Below are 18,517 nucleotides of genomic sequence, written 5' to 3' on the forward strand. Positions count from 1 at the left end.
TTTATATGTAACTAACAAAAAATCAATTCATTAATAATTAATATAAAAAGATAGATGAATAAGAACTACACATTATTATATAAGCAGTCTTAATATTTTAAAAGGAATAACCTACTTCGACTCCAACAATATGTTTACCTTTCGGAGATTCATATTGATAACAATAAAAAGTATCCAGCACCCAACGTTTAGCCAAATCAATCTCAAAGCCAGGACGATAACGAGTACGAGCTGCTCGCCAAAAAGGAGCATCATTTAAACTTTGGTAGACTTCAATAGAGAAATAAGGAGAAACAATTCCTTTTGAGGGAGCATAAGCAAGTTTTAAACGAGAACGTAAGCGGGATTCTGTATTACCACGATCAAAAGTCTGTTGAAATCTTTCTCTTAAAGAGACAGCTAACCATTGGTAGCGAAAACTGACTGTAGCACCCATATAATAACGATGCCTGAATTTCCAATCCGAGTCACCTAAATTTCGATGATGAAGTTCGTATCCTAGATCCATTTTCAAAAAAGAAGAAACTTTATATTCCCCTCCCGCAGCAATTCCCCAACGATCAATCATCCCTATATCATCTTTTGTCCGAAGTTCAAGAGCACCTAAAACTGAAAATCGAGAATCTATTTTATGATTTAACTTTAACTTTGTCCATGTAGTAAAATCATCTTTTTGAGCCCACGCTGTAGAAACAATTCCAACAAAGTATACAATTATCAATATTCTAAACGTAAATATTTTACTCATCATTTATCAGATTAGAAAGTGTAAAGATAATAAATTTATATTCGACAAAGAAAAAACATAATTCTGAAATAAATCTGAAAAAAGGAATTTACTATGAAATCAGATATGGAACTCAACTTCTGGGTAATTGAAGCATCTATGCTTTGAAACAGATATGATAAGCTTCTAAGTATTCACCCAATAAAATAAGAAGTATGTCAAAAGTCTGATAAGTCTATTATTCTGTCATTCAAGGCAAAATGATTACAGATTTCACTTTTACCTTATACATTAAAAAACGAGACCGTAAGAAGTCTCGTTTTTTAATAAATATATCAAGAATATTATTTCTTTTCTTTTTTATAGTTATCCAGACCTGTTTTCAAGAAATTGATATACTGGGAAATATCTTCATCATAAGCATATGATTTATTCAACGGCTTACCTTCATTATCCAGCAAAACATAGAAAGGTTGAGCATTAGCACCAAACTTCACACGTTGCAGATAACTCCATTTATCTCCAACAGTACGCAATGTACGCTCTTTACCATTTTCTACAACTTTAATTGGTTCCGGTAATGCTTCTTTTTCATCCACATACAATGAAATCAATACATAATCGTCATTAATGATGTCGCTCACTTTAGAATCTGTCCATACGGCAGCTTCCATCTTACGACAATTAACACAACCGTTTCCAGTAAAATCAATCATAACCGGCTTACCATGTTGAAGGGCATACTCCATACCTTTCTCATAATCCTTGAACTTAGGATGCACTTCATTTTCATATAAATTAAAGTCCTGCGTATGCATAGGAGGTGCGAAAGCACTTACTGCTTTTAAAGGTGCTCCCCACAATCCCGGTACCATATACATAGCAAAAGCCAAAGAAACAAGAGCCATGAAGAAACGGCTTACACCAACCTTATTGTCATCATCGTCATGTGGGAATTTGATTTTGCCAAGCAAATAAAAACCGAGCAATGCAAAAATCACAATCCACAAAGCTAAGAAGGTTTCACGGTCAAGTATTCTCCAACCGTATGCCAGATCGGCAACAGACAAGAATTTTAAAGCAAAAGCCAATTCTAAAAAACCTAAAGTTACTTTAATAACATTCATCCATCCACCCGATTTAGGCATTGACTTCAACCAAGACGGGAAAAGAGCAAACAACGTAAACGGTAAGGCCAATGCAATGGCAAAACCCAACATTCCAATAGCAGGAGCAACAACACTACCCGTCGTAGAAACCTCTACCAGCAAAAAGCCAATAATCGGACCAGTACAAGAGAAAGATACTAATGACAAAGTAAAAGCCATCAGGAAGATACTCAATAGCCCAGTTGTTGACTCCGCTTTACTATCTACCGCAGTACTCCACTTTGATGGCAAGGTAATTTCAAAAGCTCCAAAAAATGAAGCAGCAAAAACCACCAACATCAGGAAGAAGAATATATTAAATACCGCATTTGTGGACAAAGCATTCAAAGCACTAGCACCAAAGAGCAGCGTTATAGCTACACCTAATGCTACATAAATCACTACAATTGATGCACCGTACGTCCACGCATCACGAATACCTTTCTTCTTATCTTTGTTCCGTTTCAGGAAAAAACTAACAGTCATTGGAATGATTGGCCACACACAAGGAGTAAGCAAAGCCAATAATCCACCCAAAAAACCAGTTATGAAAATATAAATCCATGAAGAGTCTTTCTGGTTATGCTTCTCACCTAAAGCTTGCAATTCACTGATTACCGGTTTCCACCAATCAGAAACTGCAACGGCAGATGATACGGTAGCTATTGAATCAACAGTTGCCGATACCAATTCCATCATTGCAACGGTATCTTCAACTTTTTCTTTAGTTGTTACATCATTTTTTTTTTCCTGCTTTACAGGTTCTACAGCAGGAGTCTCAGAAGCTTTTGATTCACCAGAAAACTTAAACGGAACATCAGTAGGAGGCAAACAATTTTCATCATTACAAGCCCCATATTGCATATATCCCTCAATAGAATATGCTCCACCTGTTAATTTTATTTTCTGAACAAACTGTGCTGTATTCTCAAAATAACGCACATTCATTTCAAAAAGCTTATCAAAAACTGCAACTTCTTTACCTACGGGTTTCAGTTTACCTACAACTTCAATACCCGATTTACTATCAACATTAAATGTTGCAGAAATAGGGCCACCGTCACCTAAATCCGTAGAATAAACATGCCATCCTTTATCAATTACCGCTGTAAAGACAATCTCCGCATCTGTACCAGACAAAGTTTTCAACTCTGTCTTAAACTTTACAGGTTCCTGTATCTGAGCCTGTACCATTCCCATTACCAAACAGAGGAACAGTAGAGAAAATAGTTTTTTCATTTTTATCTTTATAAAAAGGTTAGAATTCATAATCCACGCATGCACGACTTTCCTTTGTTTCCGCCAGTATTTTTCCGGCAGCAACATGATCAGGATGCGTTGCATAGAACTTAACGTCTTCCAGTGTATCAAATTCACTGTTGAGAGCTATGTTCCAGGTTTCATCTGGATTGATATTCAATCCAACTTCAATTTTACGAATCACAGAGATTTTAGCAGGGAGAGCTTCAATAGCCGCCTTAAATTTTTTCATTACGACTAGTTTCTCTGCCTCAGAAACATTATCTTTTAACTTAAATAATACAATGTGCTTTACCATTACGTTGTTATTTTAATGAATTGTTTCTATATTTGTCTTATTAAAGAGTCGCATTAATAATGCAAAATTACTTTTTTTAGTTCAAATAATACTATAAAGAGATGTTAATTATCGGAATAGCAGGTGGAACTGGCTCTGGAAAGACCACCGTCGTAAAGAAAATTATTGAGAGTCTTCCCGTAGGAGAAGTAGTACTGTTACCACAAGACTCATACTACAAAGACAGTAGCCATGTTCCCGTCGAAGAGCGTCAGAATATCAACTTCGATCACCCGGATGCTTTCGAATGGAGTTTGCTTTCCAAACATATCATGATGTTAAAGGAGGGTAAAAGCATAGAACAGCCCACTTACTCCTATCTGACTTGTACCCGTCAATCTGAAACGATTCATATTGAACCAAGAGAAGTCGTAATTGTTGAAGGTATACTTGCGCTCTGTGATAAGAGACTACGCAATATGATGGACCTTAAGATATTTGTAGATGCCGATCCTGATGAGCGACTGATTCGTGTAATCCAAAGAGACGTCATCGAACGGGGTCGCACAGCAGAAGCTGTTATGGAACGTTATACAAGAGTTTTAAAACCAATGCATTTGCAATTTATCGAGCCTTGCAAACGTTATGCAGATTTGATTGTCCCGGAAGGTGGCAGCAATCAAGTCGCTATTGATATATTGACCATGTATATCCAGAAACATTTGAAAAACGAATAATGAAAGTAAAGGAACTCAAACTAAGTGCCAAGTCGCTCATCTTGCCACTGTTTCTCATCTTTATTTGTTGCATCTCCGGATGTAGGAAGAATCATCATAGCAAAGAAGAAGGGAACGATCGTGACCTTACTCAAATAAAAGATAGTGGAGAGTTGGTAGTATTGACACTTTACAGTTCTACTTCCTATTTCATTTATCGTGGTCAAGAGATGGGATTCCAATATGAACTTAGCGAACAGTTTGCCAAAAGTCTGGGAGTAAAGCTCAGAATCGAAGTTGCTAATAATGTTCACGAATTAATACAAAAACTATTGGCAGGTGAAGGTGATATGATCGCTTATAATTTACCAATAACCAAAGAATGGAAGGATAGTCTAATCTATTGTGGTGAAGATGTGATTACTCATCAAGTCATTGTGCAACAAGGAAATGGAAAGGAAGGACCTCTAAAAGACGTAACAGAGCTTATAGGAAAAAACATCTATGTTAAACCCGGAAAATATTACGACCGATTAGTTAATCTAAATAATGAACTAGGCGGTGGAATCTTGATTCATAAAGTAACCAATGACAGTATTACTACAGAAGACTTGATCACCCAAGTTGCCCAAGGAAAAATTCCATACACTGTATCAGATAATGATTTGGCAAAATTAAACAAGACTTATTATCCCAACCTCAATATCAATCTTTCTATCAGTTTTGACCAACGTTCCTCATGGGCAGTAAGAAAGGATAGTCCTGAACTAGCAGCAGCAGCTAATAAATGGCACAAAGAAAACATGACTTCTCCTGCTTATACGGCGAGTATGAAACGTTATTTCGAAAATAGTAAAATGATGCCCCACTCTCCTATTCTTTCATTAAAAGAAGGAAAGATTTCTCATTTTGATCCCTTATTTAAAAAATACTCCAAAGAAATCGGATGGGATTGGCGTATGCTTGCATCACTTGCTTATACAGAATCTAATTTTGATACGACTGTAGTATCTTGGGCCGGTGCAAAAGGATTGATGCAATTAATGCCTGCTACCGCACGCGCTATGGGAGTACCTCCCGGTAAAGAACAAAATCCGGAAGAAAGTATTAAAGCTGCTATTAAGTATATCATGGCTACTGACCGCAGTTTCAGTATGATTCCTGATAAACAGGAACGATTGAACTTCATTTTAGCTTCTTACAATGCTGGTTTGGGACATATCTATGACGCAATGGCATTAGCTGAGAAATATGGTAAGAACAAATTAGTCTGGAAAGATAATGTTGAAAACTTCATCCTTCTTAAAAGTAATGAGGAATACTTCACCGATCCTGTCTGTAAAAACGGATATTTCCGCGGCATTGAGACTTACAACTTCGTGCGTGATATAATGTCACGATTTGAATCTTATAAGAAAAAAATTAAGTTGTAAGATCAATTAAGGCATCAAGAATAAAGTTTTCAAAATTATTGATACATCATTTATTTTTTAGAAGTCAGCAAACTAACCAGAATAATTACTATTATAGATAATGGCAATGCAAATAATATTGGGTCGATCACAGGAAACGGATAAGTTTCAATCAATACATCACGACCAAATATTGCTTTACAGATACCTAATGCAGCAGATTCTTTTTGATGCAGGAATACAAGAGCTAAAAGACTCCCAATAGTTCCGACCCATAAACTTGCCATCACTCCTTGTTTTGTTGTACGCTTCCAATAGAGTGCACAAAAGTAGGCAGGGAGGAAAGCAGCGGCACAGATTCCCATAAAGATAGAAGTGCCGCGAGCTATGATATCATTCGGCAACATATAGCAAATGATATAGCTTACCAAAATAGAAAAAAGCACTCCTAAACGAATGACATTCGTCAGTTTACCACGTGAACGTGGTTTGTAAATACCATAAATATCGGACCCTACCGAGGCTCCCATTGTATGAAACTGAGAACTAAGGGTAGACATACTTGCCGAAAGAATGCACAACATAAAAAGTGCTGCAAACCAATCCGGCATTGCTTTATTAATAAAATAAGGAATAATTTTATCTATATCTTTCACTACTTCAGTTGCAACTACACCTTCAGTCTTTAGAAAAAAAAGATTGCTCAATGCTCCCGCATGGTAAATAGCACCTACTGTAATAATCAAAAAGAAACAGCCAATAAAAACTCCACGATTTAACTGTTTGCTACTCTCCACAGTCATAAAACGGACTACTAATTGCGGCTGAGCCAAACAACCGATTCCAACTCCCAAAATTAAAGAAGTAACCAACGAATACCATTGAGGAGATCCCACCACCGGCATAGCTGTCCATCCCTGATGTCCCAACGCCTTAAACTTTTCTGGTACCAAATGTGATATATTACCCAATTCTTTGTTTGCCTGAGCAAAATTCATGTCAAGTATCTGATATAAAGAAAACAACAAGAACAACATACAGGCAAACATAATAACCCCTTGCAATGCATCGGTATACATTACCCCTTTCATACCTCCTGCTATCACATAGGCAGCAATGACTAATGTAAATATCAATAATGATACGTTAAAATCGATCTGAAAAATTTGTTCTATGAATACAGCTCCTCCTTTCATGACCACAGCAGCATAAAGCGGCATTCCCAAAAAGATAACGGCAGCAATAAATACCTGTATATTACGCGAACGAAAATGACGTCCTAACAATTGAGGGAAAGTACTTACATTTAGTTTAGCTCCCATACGCCGGGTTCGTAAACCAAAAAAGATAAAAGCGATAATCACCCCAACAAACATATTCAGAAAACAAAGCCACTGAATCCCCATTCCAAATGCAGCAGCAACACCACCAAAGCCAACAATAGCGGAAGCTGAAATAAATGTCGCTCCATACGAAAGCGCCATCACAATCGGATTCATCTGTCTTCCTCCTACCAGATAGTCACTGGCATTGGTAGTTTTCTTATACCCCAAAAAGCCGAGATAAGCTAGTGACAGCAGATAGGCTATCACAATCAAGCCAAGTGTAAATGTATTCATCGTGTTTTGTCTTTTTCGTCGTCTTTATTCCAATATTTCAGCCCGAACCAGGCAGCAAAAATCACACATACTACTGAAAGGAAGTAGGGTAAAATAATCAAAGGGTCGTCTATTCCAAACATTTGCATATCAGATATTAATTAGAGCGCAAATGTAAGGAATTTATTGAAAAAACAAAACTTTTGTTCACTAATACAGATTATAATGTATCTTTCTCTCATCATACTTCTGTTTCGGCTGCTCTTTTGTAGCAGGATAGCCAAAAGGTATGACACAAAGAGGAAGAATATTTTCAGGTAATGCTGTGTATTTTCGAACAACCTGCATCCGATCCTCATAAGGATAGGCAGCAGTCCAAACAGCACCTAATCCCATACTTTCAGCTGCCAACAATATATTTTGGGCAGCAGCCGAACAATCAAGATACCAATAGAACGAACGTGTAGAATCTCCACAAACAATAATCGCATTACGTGCCTGTGTCAGCATTTTGGCATACGGAAGGGCAGCAGCCATCGAATCGAGTATAGCACGATCGGACACTACAATAAATTCCCAGGGACGAGTGTCTTTTCCTGAAGGTCCAGCCATACCAGCACGAAGCATTAAATCTATTTTTTCTTTCTCTACCCCCTTATCCAGATAAATGCGAACACTTTTTCGAGCAAAGATATTATCTAAGGTAGGATTTCCAGTAACTGCTCCCTCTTTACGTTCTTTGGATGAAGAGCAAGAGATCACAGCAGCTAATACCATCATAATATATAGGAAAGAAAAAATCTTTTTCATTACTGTTTATACACTAAAACAAATTCAACTTATTTTTCTGTGCTTCTTCTAATGATACGGTTTCACGACGTAACATACCGCTCTTTTCACGAAGGTGCTGATATTCTTTCTCCAGCTCACTAACCAATTCTACTTTTGCCTGCTGATTCAACAATCGGGCAGCTATGCCAGCATTCTGAGAAGCATCTTTCAGATGAACTACCGGAGCGTGATAAACCGGAGCAATCTTCAATGCTGTATGCATCTTAGAAGTAGTGGCTCCTCCAATAAGAAGAGGAATATCCAAACCAGCTTTCTCTAATTCGGCAGCTACATGTGCCATTTCCTCCAAAGAAGGAGTAATCAAACCACTCAGTCCAATCATATCCACTTTTTCTTCGATCGCTCGTTGAATGATTGTCTCAGCGGGAACCATCACTCCTAAATCCACAATCTCATAACCATTACAAGCCATGACTACTCCCACAATATTTTTTCCAATATCATGTACGTCACCTTTCACGGTTGCAAGCAATACCTTTCCGGCAGAATTAGTACCTTCTACTTTCTCCATTTCGATAATTGGTTGTAAGATAGCAACAGCTTTCTTCATTGTACGAGCAGTCTTTACAACCTGAGGCAGAAACATTTTACCAGCTCCAAAAAGTTCACCGACGTAATTCATTCCATCCATCAACGGTCCTTCGATTACATCAACCGCCTTATCGTAAAGGGACAATGCCTCTGCTAAATCTTGTTCCAAGTAATCACCAATTCCTTTCATCAAAGCATATTTCAAACGTTCTTGCACAGTTTCTTTCCTCCATGCATCCTGTTTAACAACTGCTTGTCCCGAAGTTCCTAACATACTTTCCTTCAAAGATTCAGCCAATTCAATAAGATGCTCCGCTGCATCGGGACGACGATTCAATACAACATCTTCTATCTTTTCTAAGATATCAGCCGGAATATCACTATAAAGAACGGATGTTCCAGGATTTACAATTCCCATATCCATACCTTTTTGAATAGCATGATAAAGGAATACAGCATGCATTGCCTCACGAATATAATTATTACCCCGGAACGAAAAAGAAAGATTACTTACTCCACCACTAATATGTGCTCCCGGAAGGTTTTTCTTTATCCATTCAGTTGCCTCAATAAAATCTACAGCATAATTGTTATGCTCCTCAATACCCGTAGCAACAGCAAGGACATTTGGATCGAATATAATATCGTGGGGATTAAAATTTATTTTATCTACTAAAAGGCGATAAGCCCGTTCACAAACTTCTATCTTACGCGCTGCTGTATCAGCCTGTCCTTTTTCGTCAAAGGCCATCACTACAGCCGCAGCACCATATTGTTTGATGATACGTGCATGTTCCAGAAATTTTCCCTCCCCTTCTTTTAAAGAAATCGAATTAACGATTGATTTACCTTGCAGACATTTTAATCCGGCTTCAATAACATCCCATTTAGAAGAATCGATCATTACAGGAACACGAGCTATTTCCGGCTCAGACATAATTAGGTTTAGAAAAGTTACCATTTCCGCCTTAGCATCCAATAAGCCGTCATCCATATTAACGTCAATTACCAAAGCTCCATCTTCTACTTGCTGACGAGCAATGGTAAGAGATTCTTCATATTTTTTTTCAGTAATGAGACGAAGGAACTTACGCGAACCGGCAACATTGCAACGTTCACCTACATTCACAAAGTTTATTTCAGGTTTTACCTCCAACAGTTCTAGTCCAGAGAGCCACATACAATCGGGTGCAGCAGCAGGTATATGAGGTTTGGCGCCTTTTATTAAAGCTGAATATTCAGCAATATAAGCATCTGTTGTACCACAACATCCACCTATGATATTAACCAGTCCTTCCTGAATATATTCTTTCACTTCATGAGCCATTTCCTCAGGAGTCTGGTCATATTTCCCCAGACTATTTGGAAGTCCGGCATTCGGATATGCACTAATATAATAAGGTGCACGCGCAGCCAGCTGTTTCAAAAAAGGTTTCAACTGACGAGCTCCAAAAGAACAGTTCAGACCGATGGAGAAAATATTGGCATGTTGTACCGAAGCCAAAAAGGCTTCCAAAGTTTGTCCGGACAATGTTCGCCCACCAATATCGGATACAGTAACAGAAAGCATGATAGGCACTTCTATTCCCATCGTTTTCATAGCCTGTTCGGCAGCAAATATAGCGGCTTTAGCATTTAACGTATCAAAGATCGTTTCAATCAGGATTGTATCAACACCCCCTTCGAGCATTGCTTCCATTTGCTGTTGATAGGATGCAGCCAAATCATCGTAAGTCAAAGCGCGAAAAGCCGGATTATTCACATCCGGACTCATGGAACAAGTTTTATTAGTAGGTCCCACAGAACCTGCCACAAAACGAGGTTTATCCGGAGTCTTTACCGTATATTCATCAGCCAAATCACGAGCCAGTTTCACTGCTGCCAAGTTCATCTCACGCACATATTCTTCTACGTGATAATCAGCCATAGATACTGTAGTAGAACTAAATGTATTGGTTTCAATAATATCCGCACCGGCTTCTAAATATTTACGATGAATATCTTGAATAACATCAGGACGGGTCAAGCACAATAAATCATTATTCCCTTTCAACAAGCCGGGAATATGTGCAAAACGTTCACTACGAAAATCTTCTTCTTTGAGATTATATTGTTGAATCATTGTACCCATCGCTCCATCCAAAATAAGGATACGCTCAGGTGCAATCTGAGAAATTGTCTTTTTCATTATTACCTTTTCACTTAATACCTATTAGCACTCTGCCATTTATTGCTCACAGACCAAGAATAGCCTATCCTAGACTACAACCTTATATATCTTACCGCTTAAACATTCTTGCCATGTCCCGACGGTCATCTTTTTCTTTTATTGATTCGCGTTTATCATATTCTTTCTTACCTTTCGCTAAGGCTACAACCAGTTTCGCCAAACCTTTTTCATTGATAAACAGGCGTACAGGGACAATAGTGAATCCGGGATCTTTAGTTCCTCTCTGAAGTTTCTCTATTTCTTTTTTATTCAACAACAACTTCCTCTCTCTACGTGCCGTATGATTGTTATACGACCCATAGAAATACTCGGCGACGTGCATATTTTTCACCCACAGTTCGCCTTTCACAAAATAACAAAATGTATCTACTAGGCTAGCTTTGCCCAAACGAATAGATTTGATTTCTGTACCTGTCAGTACAATACCTGCTGTATAGGTATCTACCAATTCATAATCAAATGTAGCACGTTTATTCTTTATATTTACAGGAGGTTGTTTCATCTTTGCATATTAATTAAGTATAGCCGTCAGTTTGTTGAACACAAATTGAATCACTGCCGGACATAGTATTAACAATAGAGACGACAAAAGGGTGTATTTCAATCGTTGTTTTTCTTCCACTCTCATCATTATGGGAACACCTTCCCACACCACATAAACGATGTAGAACTGCAATAACCAGGCAATAATTCTAAAATCAGGCAAAAGTCCAGTTACGATTTGCAATAAGAAAGGTACAACAAGCGCATATCCGGCAAACTGCTGTGCCAATGAAAGATTTGCCGACAAGCCAAACATTCTAATCCCCATCTCATTAATAGCATAAGCAGCCAAAAAGTAACCACCGAACAAGGCCACAGCTACGGCACAACAATTAGTCATAGCTATCTGAAAACTTTGAGGTCCTCCCCATCCATTGGTCAGCAAAGAGCCAATGAAAACAGACAAGCCACATAAACCTATCATAGGATAGACAAAGGTAATAAATACTTTTCGCCTATCCTTTTCCATAAAAATTCCCTCCCAAGCTTTGACCGGAGAGGAAATCAATTTCATTGCGATGTTAAATAATTCTTTGTAATTCAAAGTTTGTCGTTATATTTATATTCAAATGAAACTGGAGTTGTTTTTGTCGGAATTTCTCCATTTGAAAGAGAATTTTTCTCTATTTGAATAATGATATTTGCCGGAAAACTTCCATATTCTTCTTTATATGCAGACAGAACCTCTTTTAAATCAAAAGTTCTATAAGAAAAATATCTAAGGCTTTCTCCTGTTTCTTCCGATTGATGACGCAAATACAAAGTCAAGCCTGCGTTCTCTTCCTTACCCTTCAATTTATCAGTATAATATACCAAACTAAACTTATGTTTATCAATATTTTCTTTAGCATAATACTGAATAGGTATAACCAAATTATAATTATCAAACATTAGCGGCTTAGAGTATTCATCCGAAATCTCTATAACAGGTTTATCAGATGCATAGGTTTCATCAGCATCCATTTCCTCTGTAATACCGTTAACACTATTCCCTGAAATCTTTTGAGCTGCATTGACTGTTATATTGATAGTCTGAGAATTCGGATCCACATCAGTCTTCCTATCATAAGTATACAACATATATATAAAATCACCTGAATTTACATTGGATAGTTCTGTCACAATATTTTTTGAAATCATTTTATATCCACTGATATCCAGAAATGATACATAGGCAAACATATTATCCGTTACTTTTGCTACGGTATAAGCCTGTACCTCAGTATTATCATCACCCTTCAAACAAGAAGTAACAGATACCCCCATTAAAACAACCATTAAGGTCACCAAGAAAAATTTCATTTGTTTCATAAACAACATATTTTTAGATTTTGCAAAGATATAAATTCTAATTCACAATTAATAAATGCTATCACTTAAAAAATACTGCATCCACTACTTTATTATTTTTGCAAAAAGTTCCAAATGATCATCTACATAACTAGCAATCGTTGCAGTTACCCGTTCTTCCATGTCCAGATATTCTTCTTCCAGATCATCAAAAGCCTCAAATTGCTCATACATTGCCATAAATTCATCATCGGTCCGTTCCCTCTCTAAGTCCTTACGATTGGCATCAAATACTTTCTTGGCTTTATATATTAATTTAGAAAAATCATCAGCTCCCCATAAACGCATCACCTTTGCAAATGGATTATCAAAAATATATCCTCCATAACCATTTTGAATCAACTGGCAGAATCCACCAACCATTATTTCATCACGAAAAATCTGATAAGCCAACAACGAATGTTGCTCTCCCGTCAGCAAAGACATTGTTTCAGCAGCCAATTCACCGCCAATCACTTCTTTATATTTATCTGTGAATACTTGGATAAATTCATCCATGCCTTCACCTGCGGCAGCCTGTAAAGCCCCATCTGTAATCTCTATCATAGCTCTGTCCTATAAGTTTCGCAACAAAGCTACGAATTTTTATTCTATTTACTATAACGATACTTCTATAATCTTACTAAAACGATTTTCCCCAGATGTACGTCTGAAGAAAATCGTTTATTCATGCAAATGCATTCCCAAATACACTCCTATTAAATAAGGTATAAGCCAAATACACCACACAACAATACTAAAGCGATTGAAATGCTGTTTAGCTTTAGCAGACCCCTTCGCATAAGTCCATATCGCCCACGAAGCATGCACAAACATCAAAAGGATAGCAATTGTCCCCGTCACCATATGAATTTCATCATGCAAGTGAGTCAATTCTGCGATGTGCTCCATCAGACTAGTTCCAACCGTATCGGCAACCAATCCCAATAGAAAAAAAACAATATGCCAAAATTTTAATTTCTTTTGAAGACGTTCTCCCCAGACACCAATCGTATAAAAAATCAATGCGGATGAAATTACGCAAATCGCTGCTATTAAATAATGTATGTCTACCTGATTTAGTTCCATAAGATTTAGTTTCAGATAACAACAACCTCGTAAACAGATAGTTCAATATGTTTCAATCTTTCAGAAATGCAATCCCGACTTTGCAAACGAAAGAGAAACGTAAACCTATTTCTTGCTTTTCACAAAAAAGTAATAAATGGCAATTTGCAGAAACAAATAAATCGACTAACTTTGTGGGCGATTTAGAGAATCACGACTACGTATTTTTAATTATATCATTTAAAAAAGAGCTAATTATGACTTATTCACACGAAGTGGAACACATGTGTGTTGTAAAGAAGGGTCCTAATCACGGACCGGCTCCCATACCCGAAGAAGGCAAATGGGTAAAATCAAAAGAAATTGTTGATATTTCAGGGTTGACACACGGTATTGGTTGGTGTGCTCCTCAACAGGGTGCTTGCAAACTAACACTGAACGTTAAAGAAGGTGTCATCCAGGAAGCTTTAGTGGAGACTATCGGATGTTCTGGTATGACTCACTCAGCTGCTATGGCTGCTGAAATCCTTCCGGGTAAAACTATCCTTGAAGCATTGAACACAGACTTAGTTTGCGATGCTATCAATACTGCTATGCGTGAACTATTCTTGCAGATCGTTTACGGACGTACTCAGTCAGCTTTCTCTGAAGGTGGTTTGATCATCGGTGCCGGTCTGGAAGATTTGGGTAAAGGTCTGCGTAGCCAAGTAGGTACTCTTTACGGTACTTTGGCTAAAGGTCCCCGTTACCTTGAAATGGCTGAAGGTTACATCAAAAATATCTTCTTGGATAAGAATGATGAAATCTGTGGATATGAATTCGTTCACATGGGTAAATTCATGGATGAAATCAAGAAAGGAACCGATGCTAACGAAGCATTGAAGAAAGTTACCGGTACTTACGGACGTGTAACAGCAGAACAGGGAGCAGTTAAACATATTGATCCACGTCACGAATAATATAAGGAGGAAAAAACTATGATTAGAGAAGTAAAATTCGAAAGCCAAGACCGTCGTATCAAGGGTATTATTGCTGCCTTGAACGCTAACGGCATCAAAGACATCGAAGAAGCTAACGCAATCTGCGAAGCTGCCGGACTTGATCCTTATAAAACTTGTGAAGAAACTCAGCCTATCTGTTTTGAAAATGCAAAATGGGCGTATGTAGTAGGTACTGCAATTGCACTGAAAAAACATTGTACAAACGCTGCTGAAGCTGCAGAAGCTATCGGTATCGGTTTGCAAGCATTCTGTATTCCGGGTTCTGTAGCCGACGACCGTAAGGTTGGTATCGGTCATGGTAACTTAGCTGCTATGTTGCTGCGCGAAGAAACTAAATGTTTCGCATTCTTAGCAGGTCACGAGTCTTTCGCTGCAGCTGAAGGTGCTATCAAAATCGCTGCAAAAGCAGACAAAGTACGTAAAGAACCATTGCGTTGTATCCTGAACGGTCTTGGAAAAGACGCTGCTCAGATTATCTCTCGTATCAACGGCTTTACTTATGTTCAGACTCAGTTTGATTATTTCACAGGTGAACTGAAAGTTGTTCGCGAAATCGCTTACTCTGACGGTCCTCGTGCAAAAGTAAAATGCTACGGTGCTGATGATGTTCGCGAAGGTGTAGCTATCATGTGGAAAGAAGGTGTAGATGTATCTATCACTGGTAACTCTACTAACCCGACTCGTTTCCAACATCCGGTTGCTGGTACTTACAAGAAAGAACGCGTTCTTGCAGGTAAACCATATTTCTCAGTTGCTTCAGGTGGTGGTACAGGTCGTACTCTTCACCCAGATAATATGGCTGCTGGTCCTGCATCTTATGGTATGACAGACACAATGGGTCGTATGCACTCTGACGCTCAGTTCGCCGGTTCTTCATCAGTTCCTGCTCACGTAGAGATGATGGGATTCCTAGGTATTGGTAACAATCCTATGGTAGGTTGTACTGTGGCTTGTGCTGTAGACGTAGCTCAGGCTTTAGCTAAGTAATTTAGATAATTACAACACAATAAATCCCTGTAATTCTATGAGTTATGGGGATTTTTATTGGAACTATACTACGCTACTTCTCCCCTATTCTGACATTCCTTCTCATTTACTATCCTTTTTATAAATGACTATGATTGAGTGATGCGATTGAGGCAAATGATAGCTCAAAATCAGTTCTCTTGACAAGTATAAAGTGTGGCTGATTATCCTTAAAATGGAGCTAAATTAAAGCTATGCTTACGACCAAATTGCGACCATTTTACAAAATCTAAACAAGTGGTCTCAAATTCAGTCGTATAATACTAATAGACAAATAGATACATCGTATTTAAAGAACTTTCCTATGTCTAATTTTAAATAATTAAACTATGGTAAGAAGTTCATTCTCTATTCTCTTTACTATAAGAGAAAGTAAAACAAGAAAGAGCGGTAAAGCTCCTATTGAGACTACAATTACAGTAAACGGTAACAGGTGTCCATTTCAACAGGCAAACAAGTAGCCATTAATAAATGGGAAAAAGCAAAACAGCAGGTTAAAGGTAGAGACGAAGAAGCTCAAAGCCTCAACAATTATCTAATATCTAAAAGCTATCAAAACCAAACTTACCAGAAAGAAGCTGAATTATTAAATAGAGGTTTTATTATCACAGCAGAGCTATTGCGTGATGCTTATGACAAGGCAGAATCCATTAAAGAAAGAAGTCTATTTGATGTTTTTACAGAGCATAATAAAGAACATAGATAATGGAGTTTCTAAAGCTACTTACTGGGTACCTGTTTATACCATCAGATTACTAAAGGAGTTTATTCAACAGAAGTACAAACGAGAAGATTTATACTTACGTGAACTGAATCTAAACTTCATCCAATCCTTTCATTCATTTCCAAGAATAAATAAAGGAAATGGCACAGAACTCATCCACCAAACATTTAAAGCTACTAAAGAAGATTATCAATCTATCAGTAGCCAATTCCTACATGGCATTCAATCCATTCTCTACCTATAAAGTAGAACGTGAATCCGTAGAGATAGATTTCTTAGATGAAGAAGAATTGAGGAAGATTATCAACTTTAATACCCCTATTCCACGCTTTGAAAGAGCAAAAGACATGTTCCTCTTTGGATGTTTCACTGGTCTTAGCTACATTGACATCAAAACTCTAACAGCAGAACACTTTGAGAAGGGTGTTAAAGATAGAATTTGGATTAAGAAACGTAGAGTAAAAACAGGTGTGCTATCAAGAATCCCTTTACTTCCCATTACCAAGCTAATACTAGACAAGTACAAGGGGGGGGGGAGGTAGCTCCCTGAATATAAGCAAAATATCATTCAGCGAAAAATTTACCCCAAAAGTTTGCACATATAAAAAATGCTCTCTACATTTGCGTAATCAATTACGTATCTAATAACATATATTATGAATGCAGACTTTTTTTATAAGACTGGCAAATTGGCTATTGGTAGTAGACTGCGCATGCTGACTGATAAAATAACAGCAGACGCGGCGTTAATTTATGAAATGTTCGGAGTAGACCTCAAACCGAAATGGTTTCCTGTCTTTTTTGTTTTATCACAGGGAGAGGCGATGACAATTACTTCGATTGCAAAAGAAATAGGACATTCTCATCCCTCGGTGAGCAACATCATTAAAGAAATGGTTGCAAAAGGGCTTGTGAAAGAAACAAAAGATAAGTCTGATGGAAGAAAAAACAGGGTACTGTTATCTGTTAAAGGGAAAAAAATGTCTGACTTATTTGCGGAACAATGTGCAGATGTTACGGCAGCTGTTGAGCGGATAACCCAACAAACTCAAAATGATTTATGGAGGGCTATTGAGGAATGGGAAAATCTGTTATCAGAAAAATCATTATTGCAACGAGTAAAAGAAGAAAAGAAAATACGAGAGAGTAAAAACATAAAAGTAATACCTTATGAACATCGCTATCAATCTGCCTTCCGTTCTCTAAATGAAGAATGGATAACTGCTCATTGGAAAATAGAAGATGCGGATTCTAAGGCTTTAAATCATCCACAAGAGTATATTTTAGATAAGGGGGGGTATATCTTCGTGGCTCTTTACAAGAATGAACCTGTAGGTGTATGTGCTTTATGTAAATTGGACCATCCAACTTATGATTATGAATTAGCCAAGTTGGCAGTAGCTTCCGATGTTCAAAAGAAAGGTATAGGACGTATTTTATGTGATGCGGCTATAAACAAAGCGAAAGAACTTGGCGCAACCAAACTATTTTTGGAAAGTAACACAATTTTAAAACCTGCAATTAGCCTTTATCGCAAATTAGGTTTTAAAGAACTTAGAGAATATCATCCATCTTATGCAAGAGGTGATATCCAAATGGAATTAGTTTTAAATCAACAATAAAATTAAATGTATTATGTTTGTAAAAAAAACAGTAGTAAAGAAGAATGAAGTCAAACAAAAAACATTCAAAGGTGTGTTGTTTGATGTCTTGGCAATTGGTGAAAAGTCAATGGTAACCAAGATGAACTATGCTAAAGGTAATCTTGTCACTACTCACCAGCATCCACATGAACAATGCGGATATGTGGTGTCAGGTCAGTATAGATTAAAGATAGAAAGTCCTGAAAATATAGATATTGTTCTAAATCCGGGTGACAGTTACGCTATACCGGGCAAGACGCCTCATTCCTTTGAAGTTATAACAGGTGGAGAAGTTGTTGATGTTTTTACTCCGCATAGAGAAGATTATTTGTAAACTCCATAAAGACGCATAGTATTTAAACCACCACAAGGGAAAATCAATATTTTTCACTTCACACAATAAAGAATGCAAAACTATTTTTATTAGTGTGC

Annotated in this window: 17 protein-coding genes and 3 pseudogenes; 7 read left to right on the top strand and 13 right to left on the bottom strand. The window is 37.5% G+C overall.

Annotated features, from left to right (window positions below):
• Positions 1-97: 97 nt before the first annotated feature.
• The 4 genes and pseudogenes from EJF25_RS09225 to EJF25_RS09235 form a co-directional block, all read right to left on the bottom strand.
• Complete coding sequence (locus EJF25_RS09225; protein ID WP_125041060.1) at positions 98-748, bottom strand: DUF2490 domain-containing protein; 651 nt, start codon at positions 746-748, stop codon at positions 98-100.
• A 323-nt stretch (positions 749-1,071) separates the two neighbouring features.
• Positions 1,072-2,508: pseudogene (locus EJF25_RS09230) on the bottom strand (protein-disulfide reductase DsbD family protein); the annotation flags it as partial.
• A 116-nt stretch (positions 2,509-2,624) separates the two neighbouring features.
• Positions 2,625-3,114: pseudogene (locus EJF25_RS26565) on the bottom strand (protein-disulfide reductase DsbD domain-containing protein); the annotation flags it as partial.
• Positions 3,115-3,133: 19 nt separating this feature from the next.
• Positions 3,134-3,433: a Dabb family protein gene (locus EJF25_RS09235; RefSeq protein ID WP_025075882.1), complete on the bottom strand. Its 300-nt coding sequence runs from the start codon at positions 3,431-3,433 to the stop codon at positions 3,134-3,136.
• A gap of 101 nt (positions 3,434-3,534) precedes the next feature.
• On the opposite strand from EJF25_RS09235, the gene udk reads away from it, so the two are divergent.
• Positions 3,535-4,149, top strand: coding sequence for a uridine kinase (udk, locus tag EJF25_RS09240; protein ID WP_077154706.1), 615 nt, complete (start codon positions 3,535-3,537; stop codon positions 4,147-4,149).
• Positions 4,149-5,561, top strand: a complete 1,413-nt coding sequence (locus EJF25_RS09245; RefSeq protein ID WP_125040999.1) for an MltF family protein — start codon at positions 4,149-4,151, stop codon at positions 5,559-5,561. The genes udk and EJF25_RS09245 overlap by 1 nt, the downstream gene beginning before the upstream one ends.
• Positions 5,562-5,611: 50 nt before the next feature.
• On the opposite strand, the gene EJF25_RS09250 is transcribed toward EJF25_RS09245, so the two are convergent.
• The 9 genes from EJF25_RS09250 to EJF25_RS09285 all read right to left on the bottom strand — a co-directional run bounded on the left by EJF25_RS09250 (position 5,612) and on the right by EJF25_RS09285 (position 13,712).
• Positions 5,612-7,159, bottom strand: coding sequence for a sodium:solute symporter family protein (locus EJF25_RS09250; RefSeq protein ID WP_125041000.1), 1,548 nt, complete (start codon positions 7,157-7,159; stop codon positions 5,612-5,614).
• Positions 7,156-7,281, bottom strand: a complete 126-nt coding sequence (locus EJF25_RS25590; protein WP_235016769.1) for a symporter small accessory protein — start codon at positions 7,279-7,281, stop codon at positions 7,156-7,158. Before EJF25_RS25590 ends, EJF25_RS09250 begins: the two co-directional genes overlap by 4 nt.
• Before the next feature lie 67 nt (positions 7,282-7,348).
• Positions 7,349-7,948, bottom strand: a complete 600-nt coding sequence (locus EJF25_RS09255; protein WP_125041001.1) for a nitroreductase family protein — start codon at positions 7,946-7,948, stop codon at positions 7,349-7,351.
• 13 nt (positions 7,949-7,961) lie between these two features.
• Positions 7,962-10,709 carry a methionine synthase gene (gene metH, locus EJF25_RS09260; protein WP_125041002.1) on the bottom strand — a complete coding sequence of 916 codons (2,748 nt, stop codon included), beginning with the start codon at positions 10,707-10,709 and terminating at the stop codon, positions 7,962-7,964.
• Between the two features lie 91 nt (positions 10,710-10,800).
• Positions 10,801-11,253, bottom strand: a complete 453-nt coding sequence (smpB, locus tag EJF25_RS09265) for an SsrA-binding protein (protein WP_073350254.1) — start codon at positions 11,251-11,253, stop codon at positions 10,801-10,803.
• Between the two features lie 9 nt (positions 11,254-11,262).
• Positions 11,263-11,808, bottom strand: a complete 546-nt coding sequence (locus EJF25_RS09270) for a Yip1 family protein (RefSeq protein ID WP_125041003.1) — start codon at positions 11,806-11,808, stop codon at positions 11,263-11,265.
• A gap of 26 nt (positions 11,809-11,834) precedes the next feature.
• Positions 11,835-12,605, bottom strand: coding sequence for a hypothetical protein (locus EJF25_RS09275; protein WP_125041004.1), 771 nt, complete (start codon positions 12,603-12,605; stop codon positions 11,835-11,837).
• An 84-nt stretch (positions 12,606-12,689) separates the two neighbouring features.
• A complete protein-coding gene (locus EJF25_RS09280) occupies positions 12,690-13,190 on the bottom strand; it encodes a DMP19 family protein (RefSeq protein WP_125041005.1) in 501 nt (166 codons plus the stop codon).
• 117 nt (positions 13,191-13,307) lie between these two features.
• Entirely contained in the window at positions 13,308-13,712 is a 405-nt protein-coding gene (locus EJF25_RS09285) for an HsmA family protein (protein ID WP_125041006.1), read from the bottom strand.
• A 236-nt stretch (positions 13,713-13,948) separates the two neighbouring features.
• Here EJF25_RS09285 and EJF25_RS09290 point away from each other — a divergent pair, with 236 nt between their 5' ends.
• The 5 genes and pseudogenes from EJF25_RS09290 (at position 13,949) to EJF25_RS09315 (ending at position 18,419) form a co-directional block, all read left to right on the top strand.
• On the top strand, positions 13,949-14,650 hold the full coding sequence (locus EJF25_RS09290; protein ID WP_005677723.1) for an iron-sulfur cluster assembly scaffold protein: 702 nt from the start codon (positions 13,949-13,951) through the stop codon (positions 14,648-14,650).
• Positions 14,651-14,668: 18 nt separating this feature from the next.
• Complete coding sequence (locus EJF25_RS09295; protein WP_125041007.1) at positions 14,669-15,679, top strand: GGGtGRT protein; 1,011 nt, start codon at positions 14,669-14,671, stop codon at positions 15,677-15,679.
• A 368-nt stretch (positions 15,680-16,047) separates the two neighbouring features.
• Positions 16,048-16,975, top strand: a pseudogene (locus EJF25_RS24880) (phage integrase SAM-like domain-containing protein); the annotation flags it as partial.
• A gap of 123 nt (positions 16,976-17,098) precedes the next feature.
• Positions 17,099-18,064, top strand: coding sequence for a bifunctional helix-turn-helix transcriptional regulator/GNAT family N-acetyltransferase (locus EJF25_RS09310; RefSeq protein WP_125041009.1), 966 nt, complete (start codon positions 17,099-17,101; stop codon positions 18,062-18,064).
• Between the two features lie 13 nt (positions 18,065-18,077).
• Positions 18,078-18,419, top strand: a complete 342-nt coding sequence (locus EJF25_RS09315; RefSeq protein ID WP_125041010.1) for a cupin domain-containing protein — start codon at positions 18,078-18,080, stop codon at positions 18,417-18,419.
• Positions 18,420-18,517: the final 98 nt, after the last annotated feature.

It is taken from the genome of Bacteroides faecalis (genome assembly GCF_003865075.1).
GTDB lineage: Bacteria > Bacteroidota > Bacteroidia > Bacteroidales > Bacteroidaceae > Bacteroides > Bacteroides faecalis.

Bases quoted from the DNA above. Each gene is read 5' to 3' on its own strand.
- EJF25_RS09270 (WP_125041003.1), bottom strand. From the start codon at position 11,808: ATGAAATTGATTTCCTCTCCGGTCAAAGCTTGGGAGGGAATTTTTATG.
- EJF25_RS09295 (WP_125041007.1), top strand. From the start codon at position 14,669: ATGATTAGAGAAGTAAAATTCGAAAGCCAAGACCGTCGTATCAAGGGT.
- smpB (WP_073350254.1), bottom strand. From the start codon at position 11,253: ATGAAACAACCTCCTGTAAATATAAAGAATAAACGTGCTACATTTGAT.
- EJF25_RS09250 (WP_125041000.1), bottom strand. From the start codon at position 7,159: ATGAATACATTTACACTTGGCTTGATTGTGATAGCCTATCTGCTGTCA.
- metH (WP_125041002.1), bottom strand. From the start codon at position 10,709: ATGAAAAAGACAATTTCTCAGATTGCACCTGAGCGTATCCTTATTTTG.
- EJF25_RS09225 (WP_125041060.1), bottom strand. From the start codon at position 748: ATGAGTAAAATATTTACGTTTAGAATATTGATAATTGTATACTTTGTT.
- EJF25_RS09285 (WP_125041006.1), bottom strand. From the start codon at position 13,712: ATGGAACTAAATCAGGTAGACATACATTATTTAATAGCAGCGATTTGC.
- EJF25_RS25590 (WP_235016769.1), bottom strand. From the start codon at position 7,281: ATGTTTGGAATAGACGACCCTTTGATTATTTTACCCTACTTCCTTTCA.
- EJF25_RS09275 (WP_125041004.1), bottom strand. From the start codon at position 12,605: ATGAAACAAATGAAATTTTTCTTGGTGACCTTAATGGTTGTTTTAATG.
- EJF25_RS09255 (WP_125041001.1), bottom strand. From the start codon at position 7,948: ATGAAAAAGATTTTTTCTTTCCTATATATTATGATGGTATTAGCTGCT.
- EJF25_RS09290 (WP_005677723.1), top strand. From the start codon at position 13,949: ATGACTTATTCACACGAAGTGGAACACATGTGTGTTGTAAAGAAGGGT.
- udk (WP_077154706.1), top strand. From the start codon at position 3,535: ATGTTAATTATCGGAATAGCAGGTGGAACTGGCTCTGGAAAGACCACC.
- EJF25_RS09280 (WP_125041005.1), bottom strand. From the start codon at position 13,190: ATGATAGAGATTACAGATGGGGCTTTACAGGCTGCCGCAGGTGAAGGC.
- EJF25_RS09235 (WP_025075882.1), bottom strand. From the start codon at position 3,433: ATGGTAAAGCACATTGTATTATTTAAGTTAAAAGATAATGTTTCTGAG.
- EJF25_RS09310 (WP_125041009.1), top strand. From the start codon at position 17,099: ATGAATGCAGACTTTTTTTATAAGACTGGCAAATTGGCTATTGGTAGT.
- EJF25_RS09245 (WP_125040999.1), top strand. From the start codon at position 4,149: ATGAAAGTAAAGGAACTCAAACTAAGTGCCAAGTCGCTCATCTTGCCA.
- EJF25_RS09315 (WP_125041010.1), top strand. From the start codon at position 18,078: ATGTTTGTAAAAAAAACAGTAGTAAAGAAGAATGAAGTCAAACAAAAA.